The sequence below is a fragment of the Thalassospira sp. CH_XMU1448-2 genome, assembly GCF_037027285.1.
GTDB classification, from domain to species: domain Bacteria; phylum Pseudomonadota; class Alphaproteobacteria; order Rhodospirillales; family Thalassospiraceae; genus Thalassospira; species Thalassospira profundimaris_C.
Genome location: NZ_JAYMEA010000001.1, coordinates 263,948 through 276,935 on the forward strand (window position 1 = coordinate 263,948; position 12,988 = coordinate 276,935).

Genomic DNA, 12,988 nt, shown 5'->3' on the forward strand with positions numbered 1-12,988 from the left:
CTTAATAATCCTTTACCGCACTGCATCGGAAATATCCGAACTCCTGCGACCAAGTGCACCGATCCGGTACAATCGCCAAAGCCCGACAGATGCCGCACACAGGATCAACACCCCTGAACCGCGCGCCGTATATTGAATGTTTCCTGCTTCGGATATCGCACCAAGCATGGTCCCTCCCAGGGCCATACCACCAAAACTGGTCGCACTCCAGAAGCTCATGACCCGGCCCCGCAATTTGTTATCCACGGTCAACTGCAAGGCGGTTTGCGATCCGACCCCGACAGCTGTCAGGCCAAAACCGGTCAGCGCCACCAAGCCCACGGCAAGCTCATACCATGGCGAAAAGCCAAGACCGAACATGCCCATCGCCGCAGCAAAGGCACCGACAATGGTAATACGTTGAAAATCAGCAGCATTTGATTTCACCCGCGACAGCATAAAGGTCGATGCCACCGCCCCGATCCCGCCCGCAGATGCCATCATGCCAAGCCCGGTAACCCCGCGTTCATAGACCGCCTCAGCAAAAACCGGCATCAGTTCGATCATTCCCGTTCCGACCAGCGATACAAAACAGGACAACGCCAAGACAGACCGGATCATCGGATGGGAAATGGCATAACGCGCCCCATCGACAAGGGCTGCCCAGATTCGCCTGCTTTTGGCATCGGGTGCCCGTTCAAGATGAATGGTCACAACCGACAGGACAAACACCATCGGAAGATAGCTGATGGCATTCAGCATAAAGGCAACGCCCGTCCCCCATGTTGCGATCACAACCCCGCCAATCGCCGGACCGACAAGCCGCGAGATATTGAAATTCATTGCCGCATAGGCAACCGCACGGCTCATGAATTCCCGGCGAACAATGACCGGCACCAATGACAAACGCACCGGCGTCATCGCACTGCCCAATATCCCCATGGATGCCGCCAGAATCACCATCCATGGCAGGGTCATCATCCCGGCATGGGACAAACCCATCAGAAAGAATGAAATTCCCGCCTGCCCAAGATTGAGGATCATCGCCGTGCGGCGCAAATCAACCCGGTCCGCCATCACCCCGAAAATCGGCCCCAGGAAAAAGGCCGGGGCGAAATTCAATGCCGCGATCAGCCCCGTCCAGAATGCCGATCCGGTCAGCGACCAGGCCAGCCAGGACATGGCAATTTTCTGAATCCACAACCCTTGGGTCGAGATGCATTGCCCAACCAGAAACAGCAAAAAATTGCGGTCGGAAAAAATCGATTGTGATGCGGCCTTTGACCCGCCCAAATCTTGTGGCGGATCTTGTGGCAGGTCTTGCAGCACGTCAGATGTTTCCGGATCAGGGGCAGCTTTTGGCACGGGGGCTCCGGGATGATGTGGGGCGGAAATCCATCCATCTGTCTGTCGGGGCAAACAGACAACCGGCAAGATCGTCAGGATGGCCGGAACTGGATGAACAGAACTGCAAAATGGTGGTCATGCAGTAATGTGATTATAGGAAAGACTAAGCTGTTTGGCATTAATTCTTCGCAAATTAGCTGTATCAGGCCTTCCCAAAACCCGCGATAAGACACATATCAAAATAACAAAACCATCGGCACAGAACCGATAAAACGTCCTTGAAAACATGGTCCTAGGCCAAACCGGGTATCGCATCACATGACGACTGAATTTCGCGATATCGAACGTGAAAAGTTCGCGATCAATGCCAAAACGTGCGAATGGACCATTCGCGCCATGACCGCACTTCGCGCCAATATCGACATCAGCATCAAAATGCACGGGCCGCGCGATCATCTGGATCAGGGCGATATTTTCATGTTCAACCATTTCGCCCGGTTTGAAACCTTTATCCCGCAATTCCTGATCGCGCTTGAAACCGGCGTCTATTGCCGGTCCATCGCATCGGGCGAGTTTTTTGCCCAGGACAACACATTCTCGCGCTATCTGCGCGCCCTTGGCGGCGTACCCAACGACTATGAAAGACTGCTGCCCTTTCTGGCCGAGGAAATCCTGCGCGGCGGCAAGGTCGTCGTGTTTCCCGAAGGCGGCATGGTCAAGGATCGCCGTGTTCTTGCTGCGGAACGCCCGCACCCCAAGCGCCCTGATTACAGCGTTTATTCGCGCACTGCCGATACCAGGCGCGCCCATCATACCGGTGCGGCCCTGTTGGGTCTGTGTATTGACGGTTTCAAAATCGGGCTTTCGACCCTGATCGAAAAGGGCCATCGCGATGAACTTTCCCGCTGGGCCGGGATTCTTGAACGTGAAGAGGACGATCTTCGCACCACCCTTGCCAAGCCAACCCTGATGTTTCCCGCCAATATCACGTTCCATCCGCTGCGCGTTGATCAGAATCTTCTGGCCTGGGCGGCTGACATGTTTACCGGCGGGCTCAACCCGAAAATGGCCGAAGAACTGATCATTGAAGGCAACCTGATGTTCAAGAAGACCGATATGGACATCCGCCTTGGCGATCCGGTCGATCCGCGCCTGCAATTTAACTGGCTGGACCGGCGCATGCTGGCCAAACGCGTGGAACGGGCCCGATCAATTGATGATCTTTTCCGGCCTGCCAGCACACTTGAGAAAATAACAGACCGGGTCACCCAATACGCCATCACCCGGCATATCAAACCGCTGCGCAATCATTGCATGGCGGTGATGTATTCCAATCTGACGATCAATGTCAGTCATCTGGCGTCGCGACTGATCATGATGTGGCTGGCTGATGGTGTGACCGAAGTCGATATCAGACATTTTGATCGCACCCTTTATCTGGCCATCAAGAATATCCAGCAGGCCGAAGACGTTCACCTGCATCGCGGCATGAAGAACCCGGCCGACTATATCGGTATTTTTGAACTCAATTGCCCGCAAATCCGGTTCTTCATTGATAGCGCGGTTCAGCTTGGCCTGATCGAACGCAAGGATCAGAAATATTGCTTCCTGCCAAAATTGCAGGAGGACGCCAATTTTGACCAGATCCGCATGGATAACCCGATCATGGTCTATGCCAATGAAATGGCTCCGATCCATGCAGCCTGGCAGGCGCTTGAACGGGCCCGGATAGAGGTCGATCACTTAAGCCCCGTTGATATCGCCCATCGCCGGTTTGACGATGAAATTCGTGCGTGGTCCTGGAACCGCGCAAAATACAAGGGCCCGAAATACGACGCCATCAATCAACAGGAAACAGCCACGGCCGATAGCCGACCCTATCTTTTGTTGCCCAACGGACAGACCCGGTTTGCCTGTGGTGTATTGCTGGTGCATGGTTTTCTGGCCTCGCCTGCGGAACTCAACACGCTTGGCGAAAAGCTTTCCGCACTTGGCTATGCGGTAATGGGGGTTCGGCTTGCCGGACATGGAACATCGCCGCATGAATTGCAAAAGCGCAAATGGACCGACTGGCTGGAATCGGTTCGGCGCGGTTATGAAATCCTTGCACCTTTCTGCGATCAGGTGATCATCGTCGGCTTTTCGACCGGCGGGGCGCTATCGGCTATCCATGCTGCGGATCATCCCGAAAAGCTGGCCGGGCTGGTTCTGGCCGGGACACCCCTTAAATTCCGCAACCGCAATCTGATGTTTGTGCCGCTGCTGTATGGCGCCAACAAGCTGATGGGATGGATGCCATCGGCACAGGAAATGCTCAGTTTTCGGCCAAATGAATCCGAACATCCCGACATCAATTACCGCAACATTCCGATTGGTGGTCTGCATCAATTGCGTCAGGCCGTTGCCGAGATGCAAAAACGCCTGCCTGATATTGATTGCCCGACATTGATCCTTCAGGGCGATGGCGATCAGGTGGTTGATCCGGCCAGTGCAACCATGATCCGCCGGATTGCAACCAATGCCCCGGAAATCGATGTTCAGATGATCAAATCCGAACGCCATGGGATTGTGAACGAGGATATCGACGGCACCCATGACCGGATCATCGATTTCATCAGTGATCATTGTGCCGCCGAGATGATCGAGGCCAGCGCCATTCCTGCTCAGTAGCCTGTTACTTCAGGTACGGCTAACGCCCCTAACCGGGAACCGCCGGGATCACCTGACGCAGATCGGGTTGATCATGGATAAAGGTCAACTGGATCGTCGCCGGGATCTCGGCCAGAAACACGGGATCTGCCTTCATGGATTGCGCACCACCGACACAATCGACCTCTATGTCGCTGGAACGAAGGAAGTCGCAAAAGGCATCGCATTGCCGACCATCCATTACAAAGCGGATGGTTGCCATCTTGTTGGAATAAAGCTGACTGTCTTCAATCCAGCCATGCGCCTTGCTGATCGCCTGCTCGACAATATCCATCACATGGTGTCGATCCTGACGGGTGACTGCCTGAAAACTGATTGGTTTTGGGCGCATTATTACCCCCCATTTTCGGGCCACATCCCGGCCATACACACCAAAAAAAAGACCCGAAACCCGGCCAAATTCAACCTATAGATTAATACCCAAATTGCCTTGCAACAAGCTTGACGTTGTTTTGGCATTCTCATAGTTTGGATCCATGGATACAAACATTATCACCCAAACACTTGAACGCGAAATTCAATCGGGCCTGCTGGCACCGGGAACAGTGCTCAAACAGGAAGAACTGGCATCACGTTTTGGCGTTAGCCGCCAGCCCGTGCGCCATGCCCTTGAACGGTTACGCACATCGGGCCTGCTTGAAAAACGCCCGGACAGAAGCCTTGCCGTCACGGGACTTCGCACAGAAGACGTTCGCGAGCTCTGCCAGATTCGCATCGCCCTTGAGACCACCGCACTGACGCTTTCTGCCCCGAACCTTTCGGCCAGTGCGCTTCGCAAGGCGCGGCGCCTGAATGAAGACCTGTTTGAAGAAGAAGACCCGGAAATCCTTGCCGAACTCGATCGGGATTTTCACCGCACGCTGTATGGTGCCTGCGGCAATGAACGGCTGCTTGCAATGATTGCTGACATGCGCGGCGAGGCAAAACGCGCCTATGCGCTGCAACCGGCAGGATCACGCCCGCGCAGTGCATTTTATGACGAACATAACCGGATTCTTGATGCGCTGGCGGCACATGACGTCACCACCGCTTGCGACATCCTTGCCACCCATATCGGGATAACCGCAGCAACCCTGATCCCGATTGATCAACCCTGACAAACAGGAGCCCCGCATGAGCAGTTTTGGCGCGAAGGTTATCTGGCACCGCCAGAAATCCGAAAAATTTACCGACCGGCGCTATTGCCGTGGCCATGTCTGGCAGTTTGATGGCGGAGTCGAAGTTCCGGCATCATCGTCACCGCATGTCGTGCCGCTGCCCTATTCGCTTGCTGAAAATGTCGACCCGGAAGAAGCCTTTGTCGCCAGCCTTTCAAGCTGCCACATGCTGTTCTTCCTGCATTTCGCATCCGATGCCGGGCTGGTGATTGATCATTATGCTGATGCGGCCATGGGGGTGATGGAAACGGTCGATGGCAAAACCATGATCACCAAAGTCACACTTCGCCCCGAAGTCACCTATGGCGGGCAGGCACCCGACATCGCCCTTGAAGACGATCTTCATCACCGTGCCCATGATGCCTGCTTTCTTGCCAACTCGGTCAGGACCGAAGTCGTAACCGAGCTGGTGCGATAAACCGCACGATAAATCGCAACCGGGCAAAAGCCGCTCAGTTGGCAAGCGGCTTCTGCGCGCAGATGGCATAGCGATGCTGGGCACCGCGCTCCAACCCCTTGGCAAAGCTGATATGTTTCTTCTGGGCGCTGTGAATTTGTCTAAGGTCGAAATCAATCCGGATCGGATCAAATCCGGCCTGTGCCAGCATTGATGAAACTTCATCGGCACGGGCGCCTTCGGAAAAATGGACACGCGCCAGGATATCGCGGTGGGTCTGCATATGGGCAACCGCTTCGACGGGTTTGCGCAACCCGATGGATTCCAGGAAGCCAGCCATCACCTTGTTGAATTTGGTTGCCCAGGTCGGCGAGACAAAATCGCCATCCACCACCAAAAGCTTTCCACCCGGTTTGAGAACCCGGAACCATTCGGCAAAGGCCGCCGCCGGATCAACCAGCGTCCAGACCAGATGACGGGTAATGATCACATCATAGCTGTCATCATCTTCAAGAGTGTGTTCGGCATCGCCGAGCAGGAACCGGATATCTGATCCGCGCAGCTTTGATTTCGCACGTGCCTTTTCAAGCATCGCCTCTGACCAGTCCATGCCGGTGACCGCAAAGCCAAGATCATGCATCAGATGACTGATCACACCGGTCCCGCTGGCCAGATCAAGGGCCTGACGACCTTCGCCCTTGCCGAAATGTCGTTCAAGCAGGGCATGCCAGGCATTGCGTTCTGTCTCGGAAAAAATCTCGTGCCCGGGCTGTTCGTCGAACGTGGCGGCGCGCATCGACCAGTATTCCCTGATCTCTTCCCGCAAGTTGTAGTTGCTGGCCTGATTCATGATCTTGATGCTCTCTCTGTCGTTACGCGGCAGAAAACGGCGTTCCTTACCTGTTTTCGACGGGGCATTTTCCCCTAAAAAAGATAATGAATTGCATTTTCATTGCGAAACATATTGATTTGCATTCTCAATAACTGATAAATCCGTCGTCAGGCAATCCTAAAATAAGGGAACGGGAATGAAATTTTCGGGTGCACTTGCAGCTCTGACAATGCTGGTCGCGGGTACAGCACAGGCTGCTGATTCCATCAAGGTAACAGATGTTACCGGGCGGGAAGTCTCCATCAATCTGCCGGTTGAACGTGTCATTCTGGGCGAAGGTCGCCTGATTTATGGTCTGGCAACGCTTGATAGCGAAGATCCGTTCGAACGTGTCGTCGGCTGGAGAGATGATCTTAAAAAAGCCGATCCGCAGACCTATGACATCTATGCTGCGAAATATCCGCGCATTGATGATATCCCCACCTTTGGTGGCATCAAGGACGGTACCTTTGACGTCGAACAGGCGATTTCGCTCAAGCCTGATGTTGTCATCATGAACCTTGAAGCCAAGGGTGCTACCGAAGATGGCGGCTATGATGACAAGCTTGCTGCCGTTGGCATTCCGCTGGTCTATATCGACTTCCGTGAAGCGCCGATGAAAAACACCGAAACCAGTATGAAAATCCTTGGTCAGCTGACCGGCAAGGAAGATCGCGCTGCCGAGTTCATCAAGTTCCGTTCCGACAGCATCAAACGCATCACTGATCGTCTGGCCAAGGCAAACCCGGCAAAGCCGCAAGTCTTTATCGAACGTGCAGCCGGTTACTCCGAAGAATGCTGCATGTCATTCGGCAACGAAAACTTTGGCACGATGGTCGAGATGGCCGGTGGCGTAAACATTGCCGCGGCGATCATTCCGGGCACCTTTGGCACCATCAACCCCGAGCAGGTTGTGGCATCCAACCCCGATCAGTTCGTTGGTACCGGTGCAAGCTGGGAAGCCTATGTCCCCGGTGGTGCCTGGGTTGGCCTTGGTCCGGATGCAGACATGGTTGAAGCCCGCCGCAAGCTGATAGGCCTGATGGAACGTCCGGCATTTACCGGTATCAAGGCTGTTCAAAACGGTCAGGTCCATGCTGTCTGGCACCAGTTCTATAACAGCCCGTACCAGTTTGTTGTCATCGAACAAATGGCCAAATGGTTCCATCCGGACCTGTTTACCGACATCGACCCGGAAGCAACCTTCAAGGAACTGCATACACGGTTCCTGCCGCTCGACTACCAGCCGGGTTACTTCATTTCTGCAAGCGATAGTGTCACAAACTAATGTCGACCACTCACGTCAGTATCGAAGCCGGGAGCGCGCATTATAAAGCGCGCTCCTTGCAGCGTTTTTTAATCCTGCTTGCAATGAGCGGAGCCCTGGTATTGTCATTTGCCATTGATCTGGCAACCGGACCTGCGAACTATCCGCTAAGCGATGTGATCGCCACCCTGATTGATCCCTGGTCGGCCACCGACCAGATGCGCGTGGTCATCTGGGAAATCCGCATGCCGATTGCGCTTATGGCGCTGACGGTCGGTGCGGCCCTGTCGACCGCAGGCGCACAGATGCAGACCATCCTTGCCAACCCGCTTGCCAGCCCCTTTACGCTTGGTATTTCTGCTGCCGCCGGGTTTGGTGCCGCCTTGGCGCTGGTTCTCGGTGTTGCGCTTTTGCCAGCCTTTGTTGATTTCATCATTCCGATCAATGCCTTTGTCATGGCGATGGGAACGGCACTGATCATTCATTTCTTCAGCCGCCTGCGCGGGGTGACAGTCGAAACCATCGTTCTGCTTGGTATTGCGCTGGTCTTTACCTTCAACGCGCTTCTGGCACTTTTGCAATATCTGGCCAGCGAGCAGGCACTGGCCGCTGTGGTGTTCTGGACCATGGGCAGTCTGGTCAAGGCCACCTGGACCAAGGTTGCGGTCACCGCATGTGCCGTTGTGATTGCATTGCCGCTGTTTGTGCGTCAGGCATGGGCATTGACCGCCCTGCGTCTTGGGGATGCTAAGGCCGAAAGTTTTGGCGTCAATGTGCAGGGGCTTCGTTTACGGACCATGCTGATTGTCAGCATGCTGGCAGCAATCCCGGTATCCTTTGTCGGCACCATCGGCTTTATCGGGCTGGTCGGCCCCCATATCGCCCGCATGCTGGTTGGTGAAGATCAACGCTTCTTCCTGCCGGCATCGGTGCTGTGCGGGGCCTTGATCCTTTCGGCGACATCGGTTCTGTCCAAACTTCTGATACCGGGTGCAATTCTTCCGATCGGGGTGATTACTGCCCTTGTTGGCGTGCCCTTCTTCTTCTCGCTGATTTTCGCAAGTCGGAGGAAATCATGGTAACGCTTCGTCTTGATGACATTGGTACCCGCTATGGCAAGGTGCAGGTGGTTTCAGGGATCACAACACCGGTCATTCAGCCGGGTACCGTGACGGCCGTAATCGGACCGAATGCGGCCGGCAAATCAAGCCTGTTCAAACGTATTGCCGGACTGGCAAAGGGCGATGGCACGGTTGATCTTGGCAGTGCGACCAAGGATCGCAACACGATTTGCTATATGCCACAGGATACCGGATCAACCGCGGTCTTGTCGGTTTACGAGTCGATCATTCTGGCCGCCAAGCAGGGGTCAAGCCTGCGCGTGCGTGCCGAAGAACTCAGCCGGATTGACGACATTCTGGCCGCCTTGCGCATTGCCAATCTGGCCGGGCGCAATCTGGGCGAACTGAGTGGCGGGCAGCGCCAGCTGGTTGCCATTGCCCAGACACTGGTGCGCGATCCGAAAATCCTTCTGATGGACGAGCCGACCTCGGCCCTTGACCTGCATCGTCAGATGGAAGTCCTGTCTTTCATGCGCGATGTTGCCAAGGGCCAGAACATCATCGTCCTGATCGCGATCCATGACCTCAACCACGCCTTGCAATATTGCGATCAGGCCATGGCCATTCGCGATGGCAGAATGGTCGCCTATGGCCCCTGTGCCGATGTGATTGATCGCGATCTGTTACGCGATGTCTATCAGGTAGATGGCCATGTCGAACTGAACTCTCTGGGCCATCGCCATATCGTCTTGCGCGGCCCAAGTGACGAGACCGACAGCCGTCACAACACCGCAATCCTGCGCAATCCCCCATCAGAATCTGCGCGTGCTGCCCAATAGGCGGGCGCGATTTTCTTTCTGATTAAAAACTTTGCATTTGGGGAATTTTCTGTTTCCATAGAAGCATGATGATCACCGCCCGGCAGGGTTTCCGATCCTGCCGGGTAACCATATGATAATACAAACAAAAATATCATGTGACGTGATCGATGCTTCAGGAGGCAGAACTTGCAGACCGGCGCGCCATTCAGTTTCGAACATTTTACCTTTCCCGATCTTAAAACCCTGCTGGCTAAGGCAAGCCCGCTGCGGTCCGGCGACGTGCTTGCAGGACTTGCGGCGGGTTCGGACGAAGAACGGGTTGCGGCACGCTTTGCGCTGGCTGATGTGCCGCTTAAACGCTTTCTGAACGAGGCACTGGTTCCTTATGAGGATGACGATGTCACGCGCATGATCATTGACGGTCATGACGCCGATGCCTTTGCGCCGGTATCGTCACTGACCGTCGGGGAATTTCGCAACTGGTTGCTGGGCGATGACGCCACGCCCGAGGTTCTTCGCAACCTTGCACCCGGCCTGACGCCCGAAATGGTCGCAGCGGTCTCCAAACTGATGCGCAATCAGGACCTGATTGCCGTGGCCAGGAAATGTCACGTGGTCACTGCCTTTCGCAATACCATCGGCCTGCCCGGCCATCTGGCCGTGCGCCTGCAACCCAACCATCCGACCGATGATCCGGCCGGGGTCGCGGCATCCATCCTTGATGGTTTGATGCATGGCAGCGGCGATGCGGTAATTGGCATCAATCCCGCAACTGACAGCCCCGAAGCGATGATCGATCTTTTAAAACTGATCGACGAGGTTCGCGAACGGATCGATATCCCGACCCAGTCCTGTGTGCTGGCCCATGTCACGACCGCGATTGACGTAATGGCGCGCAATGCCCCGGTTGATCTGGTGTTTCAATCCATCGCCGGAACCCAGAAGGCCAATGAAAGTTTCGGTATCACGCAGGCCATGCTGGCCGAGGCCGAAGACGCCGCCAAGGGTCTTAAACGTGGCACGGTTGGCAATAATGTCATGTATTTCGAAACCGGGCAGGGTGCGGCATTGTCAGCCGATGCCCACGAAGGACTTGATCAGCAAACGGTTGAAACGCGTGCCTATGCGGTTGCCCGCAAATATTCCCCGCTTCTGGTCAATACGGTGGTCGGCTTTATCGGGCCGGAATATCTGTTTGATGGCAAACAGATCACCCGTGCCGGGCTTGAAGACCATTTCTGTGGCAAGCTGCTTGGCGTGCCGATGGGCTGTGATGTCTGCTATACCAACCATGCCGAAGCCGATCAGGACGATATGGATAACCTCCTGACCCTGCTGGGCGTTGCCGGATGCAACTTTGTCATCGGGGTGCCCGGTGCGGATGACATCATGCTTAATTATCAAAGTACCAGCTTCCATGATGCGATGTATCTGCGGTCGGTACTTGGGCTGGAACCCGCCCCGGAATTTGCCGCATGGCTGCGCAAGATGGATATCCTTGATCAGAATGGCCGCACCCGTCCGCAGCTTGACGGGCAAGCCGCCCAGAACCTTCTGGCATGGTCGGGGGCCGCGTGATGAGCAAGCTTTCTGACAAGAAAATCCCGAGCGGCCTTGATCCATGGAATGCATTGCGTATCCATACCGATGCCCGTATCGGTCTTGGCCGGGTCGGGGATGGATTGCCTACCGAAAGGTTGCTTGAATTCCAGATGGCCCATGCACGCGCCCGTGATTCGGTGCATATGGCATTTGATGCCAGTGGTGTGCGTGCACAGCTTGCATCCCTTGATCAGACGATCCTTGATGTCCATTCCGCGGCACCGGATCGGGCAACCTATTTGCAACGCCCCGATCTGGGTCGTTTGCTTGACGATGCTTCACGCGAAACGCTGACCACGCACAAGGCGCGCTATGACGTCGCCTTCATTCTGGCCGATGGCCTGTCGGCGCGGGCGACCCATGATCACGGCGCCAATACGCTGTCGCTGATCCTTAAACGGTTGGGTGATAGCTGGTCGATTGCGCCGATCACACTGGCAACCCAGTCGCGTGTCGGACTGGGCGATGAAATCGGAACCGCCCTTGGAGCAAAACTGACCGTGATGCTGATTGGCGAGCGCCCCGGATTGTCGAGTGCAGACTCCCTTGGGGCCTATCTGACATGGGGCCCGAAACCCGGTCGATCCAATGCGGATCGCAACTGTGTCTCAAACATCCGCCCGGCCGGGCTGGCCCCGGAGAAGGCGGCCGACAAGATTGCCTATCTGATGAGCGAGGCCCGGAAACTTGGTCTTTCAGGCGTCGCCTTGAAGGATAACTCATCCAGTCCGGCGCTGATTGAAGGCTGATTCGCCCAAAAAAAAGGGGGGCGATGCCCCCTTTTCTATTTCATTTCCAATGGCGTCAGGCCCGAAGCGCCTCAAGCCCGTCGGCAACCATGACCGGATCAAATTCAGTGATGGTGTAGTCGGCCAGATCATGTTGATGAAACGGATCGCGGGTCAGTTCTTCTTCAAGGGCTGCCCTGTCGCCACGTGCCAGAATCACACCACCATCGCGCGGCACCTTGCGCCCGGATGCCAGAAACATCCCCTTGGCATAGGCTGATTTCAGCCATGCAATATGCCCGTCAATATGGGCATCAACCTGTTCGAGTGGCACCTTGTAGCTGAGCGATACGATAAACATCAGATCTTCCTGCAAGCGGTTCAGATATCGGGTTCATTCGGAAAGTCGGTAGTTTCGCAACAAACCGCAAATCACATTTTGGCGATGTGGCCATTGCTGTGTGATCAGTCCTGATGGCCTGAAAGCCGGTTCAAAAGGCGTTCAATACGCTCGGCATGGGCGGCTTCGCCGCGGGCAACACTTTCAAACCATGCAGCGACATCTTCAAGGCCTTCCTCGCGCGCGATGCGGGCCATTTCCGGATAGCTTGTCTCTGCCTCGTCCTTTTCCTGGGCAAGGGCTGCTTCCAGATTAAGCCGGGTGGTGCCAAGCGGCTTTCCGGTCAGAGGATCACCGCTGGATTCCAGAAATTCCAGATGGCCAAATGCATGACCTGTTTCGGCCTCGGCGGCGGTTCTGAAAAGTTCGGCTGCCTCGGTCTGACCTTCAATATCGGCCTGTTGGGCAAAATAGAGATAGCGACGGTTGGTCTGGGCTTCTGCGGCGAAGGCTGCGCGCAGGTTTTTCTCGGTCCGTGTACCCTTGAGCGCCATGTGCGCTGTCCTTTGTTATTGTTCGCGATCGGTTGTCACATAACCACGCGAAAGACGTAAAAATAAGGCGGCGGGACATTTCATCCCGCCGCCTTCTTATGTGTCCTGAAATTCCGGATCGTCAACCGTCACAGGGGCAATTGCACCGGGTCAAT

Annotated in this window: 13 protein-coding genes; 8 read left to right on the forward strand and 5 right to left on the reverse strand. The window is 55.3% G+C overall.

From position 1 onward, the window contains the following. Positions 1 to 12: 12 nt before the first annotated feature. Positions 13 to 1,344 (reverse strand): MFS transporter, encoded by a 1,332-nt coding sequence (locus WA318_RS01215; RefSeq protein ID WP_336079599.1) that lies wholly within the window; start codon positions 1,342 to 1,344, stop codon positions 13 to 15. A 300-nt stretch (positions 1,345 to 1,644) separates the two neighbouring features. Here WA318_RS01215 and WA318_RS01220 point away from each other — a divergent pair, with 300 nt between their 5' ends. Further along, complete coding sequence (locus WA318_RS01220; protein ID WP_336079601.1) at positions 1,645 to 3,996, forward strand: alpha/beta fold hydrolase; 2,352 nt, start codon at positions 1,645 to 1,647, stop codon at positions 3,994 to 3,996. A 28-nt stretch (positions 3,997 to 4,024) separates the two neighbouring features. On the opposite strand, the gene WA318_RS01225 is transcribed toward WA318_RS01220, so the two are convergent. Then, positions 4,025 to 4,366 (reverse strand): hypothetical protein, encoded by a 342-nt coding sequence (locus tag WA318_RS01225; protein WP_147251912.1) that lies wholly within the window; start codon positions 4,364 to 4,366, stop codon positions 4,025 to 4,027. Positions 4,367 to 4,511: 145 nt separating this feature from the next. Here WA318_RS01225 and WA318_RS01230 point away from each other — a divergent pair, with 145 nt between their 5' ends. Both WA318_RS01230 and WA318_RS01235 read left to right on the forward strand, forming a co-directional pair. Further along, complete coding sequence (locus WA318_RS01230) at positions 4,512 to 5,132, forward strand: GntR family transcriptional regulator (protein WP_336079603.1); 621 nt, start codon at positions 4,512 to 4,514, stop codon at positions 5,130 to 5,132. A gap of 16 nt (positions 5,133 to 5,148) precedes the next feature. Beyond that, positions 5,149 to 5,610 (forward strand): OsmC family protein, encoded by a 462-nt coding sequence (locus WA318_RS01235; RefSeq protein ID WP_336079605.1) that lies wholly within the window; start codon positions 5,149 to 5,151, stop codon positions 5,608 to 5,610. A gap of 34 nt (positions 5,611 to 5,644) precedes the next feature. Here the strand turns inward: WA318_RS01235 and WA318_RS01240 are convergent, their stop codons facing one another. Continuing rightward, positions 5,645 to 6,439 carry a class I SAM-dependent methyltransferase gene (locus WA318_RS01240; RefSeq protein ID WP_336079607.1) on the reverse strand — a complete coding sequence of 265 codons (795 nt, stop codon included), beginning with the start codon at positions 6,437 to 6,439 and terminating at the stop codon, positions 5,645 to 5,647. Positions 6,440 to 6,617: 178 nt separating this feature from the next. Here WA318_RS01240 and WA318_RS01245 point away from each other — a divergent pair, with 178 nt between their 5' ends. The 5 genes from WA318_RS01245 (at position 6,618) to eutC (ending at position 11,960) form a co-directional block, all read left to right on the forward strand. Beyond that, complete coding sequence (locus WA318_RS01245) at positions 6,618 to 7,748, forward strand: ABC transporter substrate-binding protein (protein WP_114096292.1); 1,131 nt, start codon at positions 6,618 to 6,620, stop codon at positions 7,746 to 7,748. A 101-nt stretch (positions 7,749 to 7,849) separates the two neighbouring features. Then, complete coding sequence (locus tag WA318_RS01250; RefSeq protein WP_336079610.1) at positions 7,850 to 8,809, forward strand: FecCD family ABC transporter permease; 960 nt, start codon at positions 7,850 to 7,852, stop codon at positions 8,807 to 8,809. Further along, the gene (locus WA318_RS01255) at positions 8,803 to 9,627 is read left to right on the forward strand and encodes an ABC transporter ATP-binding protein (RefSeq protein ID WP_336079612.1); all 825 of its coding nucleotides are present in this window, start codon (positions 8,803 to 8,805) and stop codon (positions 9,625 to 9,627) included. The genes WA318_RS01250 and WA318_RS01255 overlap by 7 nt, the downstream gene beginning before the upstream one ends. Positions 9,628 to 9,795: 168 nt before the next feature. Continuing rightward, complete coding sequence (locus tag WA318_RS01260) at positions 9,796 to 11,187, forward strand: ethanolamine ammonia-lyase subunit EutB (RefSeq protein WP_336079613.1); 1,392 nt, start codon at positions 9,796 to 9,798, stop codon at positions 11,185 to 11,187. Further along, positions 11,187 to 11,960 (forward strand): ethanolamine ammonia-lyase subunit EutC, encoded by a 774-nt coding sequence (eutC, locus tag WA318_RS01265; RefSeq protein ID WP_336079615.1) that lies wholly within the window; start codon positions 11,187 to 11,189, stop codon positions 11,958 to 11,960. Before WA318_RS01260 ends, eutC begins: the two co-directional genes overlap by 1 nt. 55 nt (positions 11,961 to 12,015) lie before the next feature. On the opposite strand, the gene WA318_RS01270 is transcribed toward eutC, so the two are convergent. Together WA318_RS01270 and WA318_RS01275 are read right to left on the reverse strand one after the other, a co-directional pair. Further along, on the reverse strand, positions 12,016 to 12,300 hold the full coding sequence (locus WA318_RS01270; protein WP_114096841.1) for a YciI family protein: 285 nt from the start codon (positions 12,298 to 12,300) through the stop codon (positions 12,016 to 12,018). Between the two features lie 104 nt (positions 12,301 to 12,404). Then, positions 12,405 to 12,833 carry a rubrerythrin family protein gene (locus WA318_RS01275; RefSeq protein ID WP_114096296.1) on the reverse strand — a complete coding sequence of 143 codons (429 nt, stop codon included), beginning with the start codon at positions 12,831 to 12,833 and terminating at the stop codon, positions 12,405 to 12,407. Between the last annotated feature and the right edge of the window lie 155 nt (positions 12,834 to 12,988).

Coding starts and splice junctions, on each gene's coding strand:
- WA318_RS01220 (WP_336079601.1), top strand. CDS start 1,645: ATGACGACTGAATTTCGCGATATCGAACGTGAAAAGTTCGCGATCAAT.
- WA318_RS01225 (WP_147251912.1), bottom strand. CDS start 4,366: ATGCGCCCAAAACCAATCAGTTTTCAGGCAGTCACCCGTCAGGATCGA.
- WA318_RS01230 (WP_336079603.1), top strand. CDS start 4,512: ATGGATACAAACATTATCACCCAAACACTTGAACGCGAAATTCAATCG.
- WA318_RS01235 (WP_336079605.1), top strand. CDS start 5,149: ATGAGCAGTTTTGGCGCGAAGGTTATCTGGCACCGCCAGAAATCCGAA.
- WA318_RS01240 (WP_336079607.1), bottom strand. CDS start 6,439: ATGAATCAGGCCAGCAACTACAACTTGCGGGAAGAGATCAGGGAATAC.
- WA318_RS01245 (WP_114096292.1), top strand. CDS start 6,618: ATGAAATTTTCGGGTGCACTTGCAGCTCTGACAATGCTGGTCGCGGGT.
- WA318_RS01255 (WP_336079612.1), top strand. CDS start 8,803: ATGGTAACGCTTCGTCTTGATGACATTGGTACCCGCTATGGCAAGGTG.
- eutC (WP_336079615.1), top strand. CDS start 11,187: ATGAGCAAGCTTTCTGACAAGAAAATCCCGAGCGGCCTTGATCCATGG.
- WA318_RS01270 (WP_114096841.1), bottom strand. CDS start 12,300: ATGTTTATCGTATCGCTCAGCTACAAGGTGCCACTCGAACAGGTTGAT.
- WA318_RS01275 (WP_114096296.1), bottom strand. CDS start 12,833: ATGGCGCTCAAGGGTACACGGACCGAGAAAAACCTGCGCGCAGCCTTC.